This is a genomic window from Janthinobacterium aestuarii (genome assembly GCF_046113285.1).
Taxonomy (GTDB): Bacteria; Pseudomonadota; Gammaproteobacteria; order Burkholderiales; family Burkholderiaceae_D; genus Janthinobacterium.
On record NZ_CP142524.1, the window covers coordinates 1937402 to 1953914 of the forward strand.

A 16513-nucleotide genomic window follows, 5' to 3' on the forward strand; every position below is an offset into this window, starting at 1 on the left:
GGAGAGAAGATGGATCAGCAGCGTTTGCAAGCCTGTGCCGCCGAACTGGAGCAGTTGCTGGCCCGCCTAGCGAGCGCCGACGGCGAGGTGGCCGACCTGCGCAGCGCGCTCGAGCCGCTGCTGGCCCTGGCGGGCAGCGGCGCCTTGAGCGCACCACTGCCATGGGGCGATATCCCCGGCGGGCGCTATTTTACGGAGGGCGGCTTGCGCCGGTACCCCGAGCTGGAGCAGGCGTTTGCCCGCTTCCGCATCGAAGCGACGGGCGGCGATTCGCCGGCTCTGCGCAAGCTGCGCGGCGAGATATAGTTGGTATTTTATTATCGTGTGCTTAATATAAGGTATCAATTGTTGTTTATGGGTAATCGAGAGTCGTTATTGCTTGACGACAAAATCTTATTCCCTGACCATGGCGCATCCCTCCCGATTTTCTCTTTTTTATTGGATGCACCATGTTGTCCTCCCTTAAGGCGCGGCTGATCGCCATCGCCGTTTCCATCGTCGTGCTGGCCATGCTGGCCGTCGCCATCGCCAATTTCTTCACGACGCGCGCAAGTACCCTGGCCGCGCTCGACACGCAGATGCTGCAGTTGTCGCACAGCCATGCGCAAGCCATCGCCGAATGGCTGCGTTCCAAGCAAGCCGTCGTGGGCTCGCTCAAGCAGGGCGCCACGGCGGCCGATCCCTTGCCGGCGCTGAAGGCGGCCGAGCAGGCAGGCACGTTCGACATGGCGTATATCGGCTTTGCCGACAAGCACGCCGTCTTTTCGCAGGAGCGCAAGCGCGCCGCCGACTACGATCCCACGGCACGGCCCTGGTACAAGCTGGCGTCCGAAGTGGGCGGCCCCATCATCACGGCGCCGTATATCGGCGCCAGCACGGGCAAGCTGGTGGTGACGTTTGCCGAGCCGCTGCGCGGCAAGGGCAGCGTGACGGGCGTGATGGCGGCCGATGTGATGATGGATGCTGTCGTGCAAAACGTCGCTTCGATCAAGCCGACGGCATCCAGCTACGCCTTCCTTGTCGACGGCGGCGGCAAGATCATCGCCCACCCGGACGGCAAGCTGACCCTGAAGCCGCTGGCCGAGCTCGACCCGGGCCTGAGCGCGCAGGCGCTGGCCGATATCGAAAAGAGCGGCGACGGCGCCGCCATCCGCCTGGGCGACCGTAACGGCATCTTGCATGTGAGTAAAGTGCCAGGCAGCGACTGGCTGCTGGCTACCGTGCTCGACCGGGCGGAAGCGACGCAGGCATTGACTTCCATGCTGCGCGCCTCGGTCCTGACGGCCTTGCTGGTGCTGGCCCTGGCCGCCACCGTCTTGAGCGTGCTGGTCGCGCGCGCCTTGCGCCGCCTCGGTCTGGTCCGTGATGCGATGGAAGCGATCGCCACGGGCGACGGCGACCTGACCAGCCGCCTCGACGCGGAAGGTTCGGACGAGCTGGCGCAGATCGCCAAGGCCTTTAATTTGTTCGTCGAAAAGATCGCCACCGTGCTGGTACAGATCCGCAGCATCAGCACCCTGGTGCGCAGCGAATCGGCCGATATCGCCGCCGGCAATGCCGACCTGTCCTCGCGCACGGAAGCACAGGCGGGCGCGCTGGAGGAAACAGCCAGCTCGATGGATGAGCTGACCTCGACGGTGAAACAGAATGCGGAAAACGCGCATGCGGCCAACGAACTGGCCGTGTCCGCCTCGGAAGTGGCGGCCAAGGGCGGCCGCGTGGTGCAGCAGGTGGTGGGCACCATGGCCGGCATCCAGGAAAGCTCGCGCAAGATCGTCGACATCATCGGCGTGATCGACGGCATCGCCTTCCAGACGAATATCCTGGCCCTGAACGCGGCCGTCGAGGCGGCACGCGCGGGCGAGCAGGGCAGGGGCTTTGCCGTGGTCGCATCCGAAGTGCGCAACCTGGCGCAACGCTCCGCTGGCGCGGCGAAGGAAATCAAGGAATTGATCGGCGATTCAGTGGAGAAGGTCGATGCGGGCGGCCGCCTCGTCAATGAAGCGGGCCAGACCATGGACCAAGTGGTGGCCTCGGTGCAGCAACTGACGACCATCATGAGCGAGATCACGGTGGCCAGCCGCGAACAGAGCGCCGGCATCGGCGAGATCAATACGGCCGTCACGCACATGGACACCATGACGCAGCAGAACGCTGCCCTCGTCGAGCAAGCTGCGGCCGCCGCGGAAAGCCTGCAGGAACAGGCCGTGGACCTGGCGCAAGCCGTCGGCATGTTCCGCCTGGGCGATGCTGGCCCTGCTGCGGCATCCGCACCGGTGGCGCGCCTCAAGGCGAAACCGGCCGCGCCAGCGCCGCGCGCGCCGGCCCGTGCGCTGTCGCCGGCCAAGCCCGTCAAGGCGGCCAAGTCCGGCGCCGACGAGTGGGAAGAGTTTTAAGCTGCAAGCGCAGCGATCTGCGCGTTCATCCGCGTTTTTGTCAGGCCAGCCTGCCAAAAGCGCAGTTCGTCGCAATCGGCGTGTCTGGCGGGGGCGGTATGGCTATAGTGACACCATACCGCAAGCCCACTGCCAGACACCCGAGGAGAACAACATGAACGTCGCTAAAAACATGGAAATCATCGCCGTTGCCGCCGCCATCGTGCTCGGCGCCGGCTGCTACGCCATCGCTCCGGCCGCCCCGGCCCTGCAAGTGGCCAGTTCCACGGCCACCGTGGCTGCGCCAGCAAACAAGGCTGCCATGCAAGTGGTGGTCGTCAAGGCCAAGCGCCTGAACGCGGCCGAAAAAGCCCGTTTCGCATAATTGATTGCCAGTCATTTTCCGCGCTGCTAGAGTGCAAGGCGCGATGCAATGCCGGCCGCCCGACGCGGGCGCCGCAAGACATAAAAACAAGATACCGAGGATGCACTACATGAAAAAGATACTGCAACTGGCGCTGCTGTTCCTGGCGACACTGGGCCTGGTGCGCGGCGTGGCCGCCGAGACCCGCTTGCTAGAGATGCGCAACGTCGACGCCCGCGTGGTGCGGGTCAAGCTCGACGGCGTGATGGAGGTGCGCATCCGCCAGGGCAACGTGCCTTCGCTGAGCATCACGGCCGACAAGCGCTACATCGCCGATGTCAGCACGGCGCAAAGCGGCGACACCCTGCACATCGAAACGGAAGTGCGCGGCTTCAAGCTCGGCCCTTCGTCGATCCGCGCCGACCTGGTCTTGCCGAACCTGCGCGAACTGAGCTCGGAAGGCTTCGGCAGCACCGACATCACGGGTTTCAAGGGCGAGGAACTGACCTTGTCGCTGGAAGGGGCGGGCAGCATCAAGCTGGTGGGCGACTACCGCAAGCTCAATGCCAGCCTGGGCGGCGTGGGCAGCATGCAGCTGTGGATCGGCAACAATGAGCGTGCCGAGCTGGACTTGCAGGGCGCCGGTTCCGTGGTGCTGGGCGGACGCGGACGCCTGCTGAAAGCGAGCCTGGGCGGCCTGGGCAGCCTGAACGCGCAGCAGTTCGAAGTCGATGCCGTCAACCTGGAATTGAGCGGCCTGGGTAATGCTACGGTGAATGCCCATACGAATGCCAAGCTGAACCTGAGCGGACTCGGTTCGGTTGTGGTGTACGGCAAACCGGCCAATCGCGATGTCAGCGTCGAGGGCCTGGGCAAAGTTAGCTGGAAGTAAAAGCATCCTGCCGCAGGCCTTCTGCAGGACAAGAATAAGTTGTCAGACCACATCCCATTCCGATGAAAAAACTGATCATTACATTACTCATGCTGTTGACGATACAGCTACCCGCGCGGGCCGGCTTCGCCGAAGGCGCCAGCGCCTACAACAACAAGAATTACGCGCTGGCTTACAAAGAAATATTGCCCCTTGCTAAGACCGGCAATGCCGATGCCCAGCATTTGCTGGGTTTGATGTATTACATGGGGCGGGGCTTGCCGCAGGATTACAAGCAAGCCATGTTCTGGCACCGCAAGGCGGCCGAGCAGGGCAAGGCCGACGCCCAGTACGTGGTGGGCGCTATGTATTACACGGGCAACGCCGTGCTGCAGGATCACAAGCAGGCCGTCGGCTGGTTCCGCAAGGCCGCCGAGCAGAACCATGCCGAGGCGCAGCAGGTGCTGGGCCTGATGTACCGCTATCACATGGGTGGCGTGCAGCAGGACAATGTCATCGCCTACATGCTGTGGAACCTGGCGGCCGCGAATGGCAACGCGAATGCGGCCGACCAGCGCGCCGCCGTGGTGCGCAAAATGACGCATGAGCAAGTCGAGGAAGGGCAGGCCCTGTCGGCCCAATGGAAGCCGGGCACGCCCTTGCCGCGCCAGTCGAAAACGGGCGGTGGCTGAGAGGCCATGTAGCGGCCTGCAAGGGTGGACGGCTTGGCGTACAATCGCCGTTTTCCCTTGAAAGAGTCCCGCCATGCGTGCAGTTGCCATCAGCCAGCCAGGTCCCGCCGACGTTTTGCAGATCGCCGAACGTCCCACGCCGCAATATAAGGCGGGCGAACTGCTGATCAAGGTGCATGCGGCCGGCATCAACCGCCCGGACGTGCTGCAGCGCCTGGGCAAGTATGCGCCGCCTGCGGGCGCCTCCGACTTGCCGGGCCTGGAAGTGGCGGGCGAAGTCGTCGATGGCGATTTCAGCAACACGGCATTCAAGAAGGGCGACCTCGTCTGTGCGCTGGTGCAGGGCGGCGGCTATGCCGAATACTGCGCCGCACCCGCCGGCCAGTGCCTGCCCTTGCCGAAAGGCTTGACGGCGCTGGAAGGCGCGTCCCTGCCGGAAAACTTCTTTACCGTCTGGAGCAATGTGTTCGACCGCTGCGCGCTGGCCGATGGCGAAACGTTATTGGTGCAGGGCGGCACGTCCGGCATCGGCGTGACGGCCATTCAATTGGCGGCCGCGCTCGGCCACCGCGTGTTCGCCACGGCGGGCAGCGACGAGAAGGCGCGCGCCTGCGAGGCGCTGGGCGCCGAACGCGGTATCAATTACCGCACGGAGGATTTCGTCGCCGTCGTCAAGGAATTGACCGATGGCAAAGGCGTCGACGTCATCCTCGACATGGTGGGCGGCGACTACCTGCCGCGCGAAATCGACTGCCTGGCCGATGATGGCCGCATCGGCCTGATCGCCGTGCAGGGCGGCACCAAGGCGGAACTGGACCTGGGCGCCTTGCTGCGCCGTCGCCTGACAGTGACAGGTTCCACCTTGCGCCCCCGTTCCGTCGCCTTCAAGGCGGCCATCGCGCACCACCTGCGCACGACCGTCTGGCCGCTGATCGAGGCGGGCAAGATCAAGCCCGTGATCTATCAAACTTTCCCGTTGGAAAAGGCCAACGAGGCGCATGCCTTGATGGAAGCGAGCACGCACGTGGGCAAGATCATGTTGCAAGTTGCCTGAAACGGGGCACTGCCTGTTTGACCGGCATCGGTGCCGGAGTTAGAATGACGGGTTATTAAGAATTTAGGCTACTATGCGTCGCAAACTCGTCGTCGGAAATTGGAAAATGAACGGCAGTCGCACCTCGAACGCGGTGTTATTGTCTGAAATAGTTGCTGGCCTGGCTGCTTCTGGCGCCGCCAGCGCCGTCTGTGTGCCTGCGCCGTATCTGGCGCAGTGCCAGGCGCAATTGGCAGGCACGGCGCTGGGCTGGGGCGCGCAGGATGTGTCCGCGCACGCCAGCGGCGCCTACACGGGCGAAATCTCGGCCGCCATGCTGCAGGATTTCGGCTGCGGCTATGTGGTGATTGGGCATTCCGAGCGCCGTGCCTACCATGGCGAGAGCGATGCGCAAGTGGCGGCCAAGACGGTTGCCGCGCTGGCGGCAGGCATCACGCCTATCGTCTGCATCGGCGAGACGCTGGCGCAGCGCGAAGCGGGCCAGACCGACGCGGTCGTGGCGCAGCAGCTGGGTGCCGTGCTGGCGGCCATTTCCGCCGACGACGTGGCAAAGCTGGTGCTGGCCTACGAGCCGGTGTGGGCCATCGGCACGGGCAAGACGGCCACGCCGCAGATGGCGCAGGACGTGCATCAGGTATTGCGCGCCCAGCTGGCAGAAAAGAATGCGGTAGCGGCCGCCGGCGTGCAGATCCTGTACGGCGGCAGCATGAAGCCGGAGAACGCAAAAGAATTGATGGCGATGCCGGATATCGATGGCGGTCTGATCGGTGGAGCAGCATTGAAGGCGGCGGATTTCCTGGCGATTATTCACGCCGCCGATTGAATTAATTTAAACTGAGAATGGAATTGCAATGAACATGATGTTCAATCTGGTAGTGGTAGTACAGGTTATTTCGGCATTGTCGATTATCGCGCTGGTGTTGCTGCAGCACGGCAAGGGCGCCGACATGGGTGCCGCCTTCGGCTCGGGCGCCTCGGGCAGCCTGTTCGGTGCGACGGGTTCGTCGAACTTCATGTCGAAGTCGACGGGCGTTGCCGCCGCGATCTTCTTCGGCGCCACGCTGGCCCTGTCGCTGATGGCCAATCAGCGCGCCACCACGGTGGGCGGCGGCGTGATGGACAAAGTCGTCAAGCCAGTGCCGGTCACCGGCGCGGGCGCGATCCCGACGACGGTACCTGCGGCAGCTCCGGCGGCCAGTGCTCCGGCAGCGGCCGCACCGGTTGCCAGCACCCCGGCAGGCGCGATTCCGAAGTAATTCTGTAGCAACTCGATACCTCATCGAGAGTAATTCTCATTACGGGCAGATTATTGCTCAATGTTTCAGCAGTGCGGCAGGAAAAAATCGTGACGCGCTGGAAGATGTAAAAATTTATCGTTTTTATCTGTGTTTTGATGCATTTGTGCATTAACTTTAGCGGCAAAGCAGAGTAGAATACGGGCCTTACCGCCGACGTGGTGAAATTGGTAGACACGCTATCTTGAGGGGGTAGTGGCGCAAGCTGTACGAGTTCGAGTCTCGTCGTCGGCACCAGAAATCAGAAGCCAGCAACGGCGCACGAGCCATGGCTCGTACAAAGTTGCTGGCTTTTTTTACGAGGATGTGTCGTTCGATCCTGGTCTTAGCTTTGATTGGGGTCGTGCGTTAGATACGCTGCAAATGATCGCAGCGTCCTCATTTAACCGATCGTTCAATATAAGCTTATCAATCGTGAACCTCGAAAATTACTTCCCCGTCCTGCTGTTCATTATTATCGGCCTCGGTGTCGGTATCGCTCCCCAGCTCCTGGGGCGCCTGTTAGGTCCTAACAAGCCTGACGCAGCAAAACTCTCCCCGTACGAATGTGGTTTTGAAGCATTCGAAGACGCGCGCATGAAATTCGATGTGCGCTACTATCTGGTCGCAATCCTGTTTATTTTGTTCGATCTGGAAACGGCATTCTTTTTCCCATGGGGCGTTGCAATGCGCGACCTGGGCTGGGCCGGTTTCGTCACGATGATGGTGTTCATCGCTGAATTCGTGGTCGGATTTTGGTACATTTGGAAGAAAGGTGCCCTTGACTGGGAATAAGCCATGGCTATTGAAGGCGTATTAAGCGAAGGTTTCATCACCACCTCGGCCGACAAGCTGATCAACTGGGCGCGCACCGGGTCTATGTTCCCGATGACGTTCGGTCTGGCCTGCTGTGCGGTCGAAATGATGCATGTGGGCGCAGCCCGCTACGATATGGACCGTTTCGGCGTCGTGTTTCGTCCGTCGCCGCGTCAGTCCGACGTCATGATCGTTGCCGGCACCCTGTGCAACAAGATGGCGCCGGCCCTGCGCAAGGTCTACGACCAGATGGCAGAGCCACGCTGGGTCATCTCGATGGGTTCCTGCGCCAATGGCGGCGGGTACTACCATTACTCCTATTCCGTGGTGCGCGGTTGCGACCGCATCGTGCCCGTCGACGTGTATGTGCCTGGCTGTCCGCCGACCGCTGAAGCCTTGCTGTACGGCATCATGCAGTTGCAGAACAAGATCAAGCGTACCAGCACGATCGCACGCTAACCGGGCCGCTTCAGATTATGACAACACATTTAGAAGTATTGCAAAACGCCCTCGGCACTGCCCTGGGCGATCGCGTTAGCACGACGGTTGCACTGGGCGAAGTCACCTTGCAGGTCAAGGCCGAGGACTACCTCGCCGTGATGCAGACCTTGCGCGATGATCCGAGCCTGCATTTCGAGCAATTGCTCGACCTGTGCGGCGTCGACTACTCGACCTATGGCGACGGCAGCTGGGACGGCCTGCGTTTCGCGGCCGTTTCGCACTTGCTGTCGGTCAAGCACAACTGGCGCGTGCGCGTGCGCGTGTTCGCGCCCGACGACGACATGCCGCTGCTGCCCTCCGTGGTCGGCATCTGGCGCGCCGTCAACTGGTACGAGCGCGAAGCGTTCGACCTGCTGGGCATCCTCTTCGAAGGCCACAACGACTTGCGCCGCCTGCTGACCGACTACGGTTTCATCGGCCATCCGTTCCGCAAGGATTTCCCCGTCTCCGGCTATGTCGAGATGCGTTACGATCCGGAACAAAAGCGCGTGATTTACCAGCCCGTGACGATCGAGCCGCGGGAAAACGTGCCGCGCGTGATCCGCGAAGAACATTACGGGATGAAATAATGGCTGAGATTAAGAACTACACCCTGAACTTTGGGCCGCAGCATCCGGCCGCGCACGGTGTGCTGCGCCTGGTGCTGGAGATGGATGGCGAAGTCATCCAGCGCGCCGACCCGCATATCGGCCTGCTGCACCGCGCCACCGAAAAGCTGGCCGAACAGAAGACCTATCTGCAATCCGTGCCGTACATGGACCGTCTCGACTATGTGTCGATGATGTGCAATGAACATGCGTACGTGATGGCCATCGAAAAGATGCTGGGTCTGGAAGTGCCGCTGCGCGCGCAATACATCCGCGTCATGTTCGACGAGATGACGCGCATCCTGAATCACCTGATGTGGCTCGGCACCCACGCGCTGGACGTTGGCGCCATGGGCCCGTTCCTGTATTGCTTCCGCGACCGCGAAGACTTGTTCGACGCCTACGAGGCAGTCTCGGGCGCGCGCATGCACGCGGCCTACTACCGCCCGGGCGGCGTGTACCGCGACCTGCCGGACGCGATGCCGCAGCACAAGGCGTCGATCATCCGCAACGCCAAGGCCATCGGCAAGCTCAACGAAAACCGCCAGGGTTCGCTGCTGGACTTCATCGAAGACTTCGCGCGCCGCTTCCCGAACTCGGTGGACGAGTACGAAACCCTGCTGACCGACAACCGTATCTGGAAACAGCGTACCGTCGGCATCGGCGTGGTCTCGCCGGAAGATGCGCTGGCCATGGGCTTTACGGGCGCCATGCTGCGCGGCTCGGGCGTGCAGTGGGATTTGCGCAAGAAACAGCCGTACGAAGTGTACGACCTGATGGATTTCGACATTCCTATCGGCACCAACGGCGATTGCTACGACCGCTACCTGGTCCGCGTGGAAGAGCTGCGCCAGTCGAACCGCATCATCAAGCAATGCGTGGAGTGGCTGCGCAACAATGAAGGTCCTGTCATGACCAGCAACCGCAAGGTGGCGCCTCCGGGCCGCGTCGACATGAAGACCAACATGGAATCGCTGATTCACCACTTCAAGCTGTTCACGGAAGGTTTCCACGTGCCGCCGGGCGAGGCCTACAGCGCCGTGGAACATCCGAAGGGCGAGTTCGGCGTGTACCTGGTGTCCGATGGCGCCAACAAGCCGTACCGCATGAAACTGCGCGCGCCAGACTACGCCCACTTGCAGTCGCTCGACGAGATGGCGCGTGGGCACATGCTTGCCGACGCCGTGACCATCATCGGGACGCAAGATATCGTGTTCGGCAGTATTGACCGCTAAGAGGCAAAAAGTATGTTGTTATCAGAGCAATGCTATAAGAAAATTGACCGCGAGCTGGCCAAGTACCCGGCCGACCAGCGTCAGTCGGCCGTCATGGCCGCGCTGGCCCATGCCCAGGATGAACTGGGCTGGCTGGCGCCGGAAACCATGAAGGAACTGGCCGACTACATCGGCATGCCGGCGATTGCCGTGCAGGAAGTGGCCACGTTCTACAATATGTACAACGTCAAGCCCGTGGGCAAGCACAAGATCACCGTGTGCACCAACCTGCCATGCGCCCTGTCGGGCGGCGTGCGCGCTGCAGAGTACCTGAAGCAGAAACTCGGTATCGATTTCCGCGAAACCACCGCAGACGGCCAGTTCACCCTGGTTGAGGGCGAGTGCATGGGTGCTTGCGGCGATGCGCCGGTCTTGCTGGTCAGTAATAAAACCATGTGCAGCTGGATGTCGAACGAGAAAATCGACGCCATGCTGGAGGAACTCAAGAAATGACGTCACTCCACAACCGCCATATCGATCCATTGATCCTGAAGGATCTGGATGGCAAGAACTGGCATTTGCAAGATTATGTGAACCGCGGCGGCTATTCGGCCCTGCGGCGTATCCTGGAAGAGAAAATCACGCCGGAACAGATCATCGCCGACCTCAAGGCCTCGTCCTTGCGCGGCCGTGGCGGCGCGGGTTTCCCTACCGGCTTGAAGTGGAGCTTCATGCCGCGCCAGTTCCCGGGCCAGAAATACCTCGTCTGCAATACAGATGAAGGCGAACCGGGCACTTTCAAGGACCGCGACATCATTCGTTACAATCCCCATGCGCTGATCGAAGGCATGGCCATTGGCGCTTATGCGATGGGCATCACCGTTGGCTACAACTATATCCACGGTGAAATCTTCCAGGAATACCTGCGTTTCGAGGAAGCGCTGGAAGAGGCGCGCGCCGCCGGTTTCCTCGGTGACAAGATCATGGGCAGCGAGTTCTCGTTCCAGTTGCATGCGCACCATGGTTATGGCGCCTACATCTGCGGCGAAGAAACGGCCCTGCTCGAATCGCTGGAAGGCAAGAAAGGCCAGCCGCGCTTCAAGCCGCCTTTCCCCGCCTCGTTCGGCCTGTACGGCAAGCCGACGACGATCAACAACACGGAAACCTTCGCGGCCGTGCCTTTCGTGCTGAACATCGGTCCAGAGAAATACCTGGCCATGGGCAAGCCGAACAATGGCGGTTCGAAGATCTTCTCGATCTCGGGCGACGTGGAAAAACCGGGCAACTACGAAGTACCGCTCGGCACCCCGTTTGCGACCCTGCTGGAACTGGCAGGCGGCATGCGCGGTGGCAAAAAGATCAAGGCCGTGATTCCTGGCGGCTCGTCCGCGCCGGTGATCCGCGGCGACATCATGATGCAGACCGACCTGGACTATGACTCGATCGCGAAAGCCGGTTCGATGTTGGGTTCGGGCGCCGTCATCGTGATGGACGAAACACGCTGCATGGTGAAGGCGCTGGAACGCCTGTCCTACTTCTACTTTGAAGAATCGTGCGGCCAGTGTACGCCTTGCCGTGAAGGCACAGGCTGGATGTACCGCATGGTGCACCGCATCGAGCAGGGGCAGGGTCGTCCAGACGACCTGGACATGCTCAACTCGATCGCCGACAACATCCAGGGCCGCACCATTTGCGCGCTGGGCGATGCGGCTGCCATGCCGGTACGGGCCTTCATTAAGAATTTCCGTGAAGAATTTGAATATCATATCGAGCACAAGCATTGCTTAGTGCCCGCATATATCTAAGCTGCGTCAGGTAACGATCACCATGGTTGAAATCGAAATAGACGGCAAAAAAGTCGAAGTCCCTGCTGGTAGCATGGTGATGGACGCCGCCAACAAATTGGGAACCTACATTCCGCACTTCTGCTATCACAAGAAATTGTCGATCGCAGCGAACTGCCGCATGTGCCTGGTCGAAGTGGAAAAGGCGCCGAAGCCTTTGCCCGCTTGTGCGACCCCGGTCAGTGCCGGCATGATCGTGCGCTCCGCCAGCGATAAAGCTGTGCAGGCGCAAAAGTCGGTCATGGAATTCTTGCTGATTAACCACCCGCTCGATTGCCCTATCTGCGATCAGGGCGGCGAATGCCAGTTGCAAGACTTGGCCGTCGGTTACGGCAAGAGCGAATCGCGCTACAAGGAAGACAAGCGCGTCGTCACGCCGAAGGAAGCCGGTCCGCTGGTTTCCATGCAAGAGATGTCGCGCTGCATCCAGTGCACCCGCTGCGTACGCTTTGGCCAGGAAGTGGCCGGCGTGATGGAGCTGGGCATGATCGGCCGCGGCGAGCACTCGGAAATCGTGTCGTTTGTCGGCCAGACGGTCGACTCCGAACTGTCGGGCAATATGATCGACCTGTGCCCGGTCGGCGCACTGACCTCGAAGCCGTTCCGCTACAGCGCCCGTACGTGGGAACTGTCGCGCCGCAAATCGGTCAGCCCGCATGACGGCCTCGGCTCGAACCTGATCGTGCAAGTGAAAGCTGGCAAGGTCAAGCGCGTACTGCCGCTGGAAAACGAAGCCGTCAACGAGTGCTGGATCTCGGACAAGGACCGTTTCTCGTACGAAGCGCTGGACAGCGCCGAACGCCTGACGTCCCCGATGCTGAAACAAGGCAACGAGTGGAAAGAAGTCGATTGGCAGACCGCGCTGGAATACGTGGCGCACGGTTTGAAAAATATCAAGCACGAGCATGGCGCTGACGCCATCGCCGCGCTGGCCACCCCGCATTCGACCGTCGAAGAGCTGGTCCTGCTGCAAAAAGTCGTCCACGGCCTCGGTTCCGAGCACGTCGACTTCCGCCTGCGCCAGACCGACTTCGCGCTCGACGCCGGCGTGAAACCTTGGCTGGGCATGCCGATCAACGAATTTGGCCAGATCAAGCGCGCCTTCGTCATCGGCTCGTTCCTGCGCAAGGATCACCCATTGCTGGCCACGCGTTTGCGCGCGTCCGTCAAGGGCGGCGCCAAGCTGTCGATCCTGCACGCCTCCGACGATGATCAACTGATCACCATCGCCAACAAGATGATCGTCGCGCCAAGCGATTGGCTGGCGGCCTTGTCGGAAGTGGTCGTCGCTGTTGCTAAAGCGAAAGAAATCACCGCGCCAGCCGGTTTTGAAGCAGTTGTTGCTTCGGACGTGGCCGTCGCCATCGCCGCCAGCCTGATGGCCGGCGACCACGGTGCCGTGCTGCTGGGTAACGCGGCAACGCAACACCCCCAAGCGTCGCAACTGCATGCTGCCGCGCAATGGATCGCCGAACAGACGGGCGCCAAGCTCGGTTACCTGACGGAAGCGGCCAACACGGTAGGCGCGCACCTGGTCGCCAAGCCGCGCGCCAACGTGCAAGCCGCCTTTGCTGCTCCGAAAAAAGCCTACGTGCTGCTGCACGCCGAGCCGGAACTCGATGCCGCCAATCCGCAAGCGGCCCGCGCCGCCCTCGATGGCGCCGACATGGTCGTGGCGATGTCTGCCTTCAAGCACGGCATGGATTACGCCGACGTGCTGCTGCCGATTTCCCCGTTCGCTGAAACCTCGGGCACCTTCGTCAACTGCGAAGGCCGCGCGCAAAGCTTCAACGGCACCGTCAAGCCGCTGGCGGAAACCCGTCCAGCCTGGAAAGTGCTGCGCGTCCTGGGCAACATCCTGGGCCTGGCCGGTTTCGACTATGACACCTCCGAAGCGATCCGCGACGAAGCGTTCGGCGCCGGCGTGACCGATCTGTCGGCACAGCTGAACAATATCGCCAAGAACGCACCGGAAGCGGCAAGCTACGCACCGGCTTCGCCAGCGCTGCAACGCATCGCCGACGTGCCGATCTACTTCGCCGACGCGCTGGTCCGCCGTTCCGAACCGCTGCTGCGCACGGTCGACGGCGCCGCGCCGCAAGCCCATCTGTCGCCGGCATTGGCCGAGAAGCTGGGCATCAAGGCGGGCGACAAGGTCAAAGTGGCGCAAGGCTCCGGCAGCGCCATCCTGGTGGCGGCACTTCATGCCGGCCTGCCAGCCAATGTGGTCAAAGTGTCGGCGGCGCATGCCTCGACGGCCAGCCTGGGCGGCATGTTCGGTGACATCACAGTTGAAACAGCAGAGGGGAAAATCTGATGGCTCTGCCTGAATTTGTAAACGTCATCAACAGCAGCGGCCAGGATCTGCTGGGCGGCTCGTGGCCGTTCTTCTGGACCCTGATCAAGATCCTGTGCGTGCTGTTGCCGCTGATGGGCCTGGTTGCCTACCTGACCTTGTGGGAACGCAAGCTGATCGGCTGGATCCAGATCCGCGTCGGCCCGAACCGCGTCGGCCCCTTGGGCTTGCTGCAGCCGATCGCCGATGCGCTGAAACTCTTGTTCAAAGAGATCATCATCCCGTCCAAGGCCGCCAAAGGCCTGTTCGTGATCGGCCCGATCATGACCATCATGCCGGCCCTGGCCGCTTGGTCGGTCGTGCCCTTCGGCCCGCAAGCCGTGCTGGCCAACGTCAACGCCGGCTTGCTGATGCTGCTGGCGATTACCTCGATGGAAGTCTACGGCATCATCATCGCCGGCTGGGCTTCGAACTCGAAGTACTCGTTCATGGGCGCCATGCGCGCTTCGGCACAGATGATTTCGTATGAAATCCCGATGGGCTTCGTGATGGTCATCGTGCTGATGGTCTCGGGCAGCCTGAACTTCATCGACATCGTCGGCGGCCAGCAGATAGGCTTCTTCGCCGACAAGGGCGTCAATTTCATGTCGTGGAACTGGCTGCCGCTGCTGCCGATGTTCGTCATCTACCTGGTGTCTGGCCTGGCTGAAGCCAACCGTCACCCGTTCGACGTCGTCGAAGGCGAGTCGGAAATCGTGGCCGGCCACATGGTCGAGTACTCGGGCATGGCCTACGCCATGTTCATGCTGGCCGAATACGCCAACATGATCCTGATCGGCGCCCTGGCTTCGATCATGTTCCTCGGTGGCTGGTCCGCACCATTTGCTTTCCTTGAGTTCTGGGGTGGTTTCGGCGGCTTCTTCTGGCTGTTCGCCAAGACCTTCTTCATCGTGTCGGTGTTCATCTGGGTACGCGGTACGTTCCCACGCTACCGTTATGACCAGATCATGCGCCTCGGCTGGAAAGTGTTTATCCCGTTGACGCTGGTCTACCTGGTCTTCGTCGCTGCCTGGATGCAGACATCCTGGAATATTTGGAAGTAAGAGAGTGCATACGAATGGATAAGGTAAAAGATTTCTTCAGCAGCCTCTTGTTAGGCGAGCTGATCAAGGGCATGGCGCTGACAGGCAAGTACATGTTTTCGCGCAAGATCACGGTGCAATTCCCGGAAGAGAAGACACCGATCTCGCCGCGTTTCCGTGGTTTGCACGCGCTGCGCCGCTACCCGAACGGCGAGGAACGTTGCATCGCCTGCAAACTGTGCGAAGCGGTTTGCCCGGCGATGGCCATCACGATCGAATCGGAACAGCGTGACGACGGTTCGCGCCGTACCACGCGTTACGATATCGACTTGACCAAGTGCATCTTCTGCGGTTTCTGCGAAGAGTCCTGCCCGGTCGATTCGATCGTCGAGACGCAAATCCTGGAATACCACGGCGAGAAACGCGGGGATTTGTATTACACGAAAGAGATGTTGCTGGCCGTAGGTGATCGTTATGAAAATGACATTGCCGCTGCGCGCGCCGCCGACGCACCTTATCGCTGATGGATGCGCCGCAGCCCCAAAGCTGCGGCGCGCCCCTCGTTCATCTGTACGTCTATTGGGTTTTTTATGGACTTTAAAACAATTTTGTTTTACGCCTTCGCGCTGATCTTGATTCTGGCAGCGACGCGCGTCATCACGGCCCGTAATCCGGTCCACGCAGTACTGTTCCTGGTACTGTCCTTCTTCTCGGCAGCGGGCATCTGGATGCTGCTGCAAGCTGAATTCCTGGCCATCGTGCTGGTGTTGGTGTATGTCGGCGCCGTGATGGTGCTGTTCCTGTTCGTGGTCATGATGCTCGATATCAATATCGACCGCATGCGCGAAGGCTTCTGGGGCTACTTGCCACTGTCGGTGACGGTGGGCGTGATCATCGTGCTGGAAATGGCCGCCGTCCTGTGGCACGGTTTCCGCAACTTTGCGCCTAGCGTCGCACCGGTGAACGTCAACCTGGGCGGCACCAAGGAACTGGGCCTGCTGATCTACACGAAATACGTGTTCGCCTTCGAGATCGCCGCCGTCGTGCTGCTGGTGGCCATCGTTGCCGCAGTCGCACTGACCCTGCGCAAACGCAAGGACACCAAGCATTTTGCTCCAGGCGATGCCGTGCGCGTCAAGCGCAACGACCGCCTGAAGATCATCAAGATGGACGCGGTCGTCGAGCGTCCTGCGGCTGAGCCGGAAGTTAAGGAGGCACCATGACATTATCGCTCACACATTTTCTGGTCCTGGGCGCGATCCTGTTCGCAATCTCGATCGTCGGTATTTTCCTGAACCGCAAGAACATCATCGTATTGCTGATGGCAATCGAATTGATGCTGCTGGCGGTGAATATGAATTTCATCGCGTTTTCCCATTTCATGGGCGACGCGGCCGGTCAGATCTTCGTTTTCTTCATCCTGACGGTTGCCGCCGCTGAGTCGGCTATCGGTCTGGCTATTCTGGTGGTGATGTTCCGTAATCTGGATACCATCAACGTCGAAGACCTGGACAGCCTCAAAGGCTGATGTTTTTCAGACTCG

19 protein-coding genes and 1 tRNA gene are annotated in these 16513 nt (G+C 61.0%); all 20 read left to right on the top strand.

Translation table 11 applies throughout. The annotated features are described in order from the left end of the window. The first annotated feature begins 9 nt into the window (after positions 1–9). The 20 genes from OX462_RS08710 to nuoK all read left to right on the top strand — a co-directional run bounded on the left by OX462_RS08710 (position 10) and on the right by nuoK (position 16498). Complete coding sequence (locus tag OX462_RS08710; RefSeq protein WP_409028195.1) at positions 10–306, top strand: hypothetical protein; 297 nt, start codon at positions 10–12, stop codon at positions 304–306. Positions 307–449: 143 nt separating this feature from the next. After that, entirely contained in the window at positions 450–2396 is a 1947-nt protein-coding gene (locus OX462_RS08715; protein WP_409028196.1) for a methyl-accepting chemotaxis protein, read from the top strand. Between the two features lie 154 nt (positions 2397–2550). After that, positions 2551–2760: a hypothetical protein gene (locus tag OX462_RS08720; RefSeq protein ID WP_099410964.1), complete on the top strand. Its 210-nt coding sequence runs from the start codon at positions 2551–2553 to the stop codon at positions 2758–2760. A 109-nt stretch (positions 2761–2869) separates the two neighbouring features. Beyond that, the gene (locus tag OX462_RS08725; protein WP_070224115.1) at positions 2870–3631 is read left to right on the top strand and encodes a GIN domain-containing protein; all 762 of its coding nucleotides are present in this window, start codon (positions 2870–2872) and stop codon (positions 3629–3631) included. A 62-nt stretch (positions 3632–3693) separates the two neighbouring features. Next, the gene (locus OX462_RS08730; protein WP_070288760.1) at positions 3694–4302 is read left to right on the top strand and encodes a tetratricopeptide repeat protein; all 609 of its coding nucleotides are present in this window, start codon (positions 3694–3696) and stop codon (positions 4300–4302) included. A 73-nt stretch (positions 4303–4375) separates the two neighbouring features. Then, a complete protein-coding gene (locus OX462_RS08735; RefSeq protein WP_070224113.1) occupies positions 4376–5356 on the top strand; it encodes an NAD(P)H-quinone oxidoreductase in 981 nt (326 codons plus the stop codon). Positions 5357–5429: 73 nt separating this feature from the next. Continuing rightward, a complete protein-coding gene (gene tpiA, locus OX462_RS08740; protein ID WP_230505129.1) occupies positions 5430–6179 on the top strand; it encodes a triose-phosphate isomerase in 750 nt (249 codons plus the stop codon). Positions 6180–6207: 28 nt separating this feature from the next. After that, positions 6208–6612, top strand: coding sequence for a preprotein translocase subunit SecG (secG, locus tag OX462_RS08745; protein ID WP_034749996.1), 405 nt, complete (start codon positions 6208–6210; stop codon positions 6610–6612). Positions 6613–6803: 191 nt separating this feature from the next. Continuing rightward, a tRNA-Leu gene (locus OX462_RS08750) sits at positions 6804–6888 on the top strand. Between the two features lie 177 nt (positions 6889–7065). Further along, positions 7066–7425, top strand: a complete 360-nt coding sequence (locus OX462_RS08755; protein WP_010399734.1) for an NADH-quinone oxidoreductase subunit A — start codon at positions 7066–7068, stop codon at positions 7423–7425. A gap of 3 nt (positions 7426–7428) precedes the next feature. Continuing rightward, positions 7429–7905: a NuoB/complex I 20 kDa subunit family protein gene (locus OX462_RS08760; RefSeq protein ID WP_010399733.1), complete on the top strand. Its 477-nt coding sequence runs from the start codon at positions 7429–7431 to the stop codon at positions 7903–7905. Positions 7906–7922: 17 nt separating this feature from the next. After that, positions 7923–8516, top strand: coding sequence for an NADH-quinone oxidoreductase subunit C (locus OX462_RS08765; RefSeq protein ID WP_070224111.1), 594 nt, complete (start codon positions 7923–7925; stop codon positions 8514–8516). Further along, a complete protein-coding gene (locus tag OX462_RS08770) occupies positions 8516–9769 on the top strand; it encodes an NADH-quinone oxidoreductase subunit D (protein WP_034749992.1) in 1254 nt (417 codons plus the stop codon). Before OX462_RS08765 ends, OX462_RS08770 begins: the two co-directional genes overlap by 1 nt. Positions 9770–9781: 12 nt before the next feature. Further along, on the top strand, positions 9782–10261 hold the full coding sequence (gene nuoE, locus OX462_RS08775) for an NADH-quinone oxidoreductase subunit NuoE (protein ID WP_035820520.1): 480 nt from the start codon (positions 9782–9784) through the stop codon (positions 10259–10261). Continuing rightward, on the top strand, positions 10258–11553 hold the full coding sequence (gene nuoF / locus OX462_RS08780) for an NADH-quinone oxidoreductase subunit NuoF (RefSeq protein WP_010399729.1): 1296 nt from the start codon (positions 10258–10260) through the stop codon (positions 11551–11553). The genes nuoE and nuoF overlap by 4 nt, the downstream gene beginning before the upstream one ends. Positions 11554–11575: 22 nt before the next feature. Then, a complete protein-coding gene (gene nuoG / locus OX462_RS08785; RefSeq protein WP_121670067.1) occupies positions 11576–13909 on the top strand; it encodes an NADH-quinone oxidoreductase subunit NuoG in 2334 nt (777 codons plus the stop codon). Further along, on the top strand, positions 13909–14991 hold the full coding sequence (gene nuoH / locus OX462_RS08790) for an NADH-quinone oxidoreductase subunit NuoH (protein ID WP_070224109.1): 1083 nt from the start codon (positions 13909–13911) through the stop codon (positions 14989–14991). Before nuoG ends, nuoH begins: the two co-directional genes overlap by 1 nt. A gap of 14 nt (positions 14992–15005) precedes the next feature. Beyond that, the gene (gene nuoI / locus OX462_RS08795; RefSeq protein ID WP_010399726.1) at positions 15006–15494 is read left to right on the top strand and encodes an NADH-quinone oxidoreductase subunit NuoI; all 489 of its coding nucleotides are present in this window, start codon (positions 15006–15008) and stop codon (positions 15492–15494) included. Between the two features lie 66 nt (positions 15495–15560). Beyond that, entirely contained in the window at positions 15561–16193 is a 633-nt protein-coding gene (locus OX462_RS08800; protein ID WP_070224108.1) for an NADH-quinone oxidoreductase subunit J, read from the top strand. Beyond that, positions 16190–16498 carry an NADH-quinone oxidoreductase subunit NuoK gene (gene nuoK / locus OX462_RS08805; protein ID WP_010399724.1) on the top strand — a complete coding sequence of 103 codons (309 nt, stop codon included), beginning with the start codon at positions 16190–16192 and terminating at the stop codon, positions 16496–16498. Before OX462_RS08800 ends, nuoK begins: the two co-directional genes overlap by 4 nt. The last annotated feature ends 15 nt before the right edge of the window (positions 16499–16513 follow it).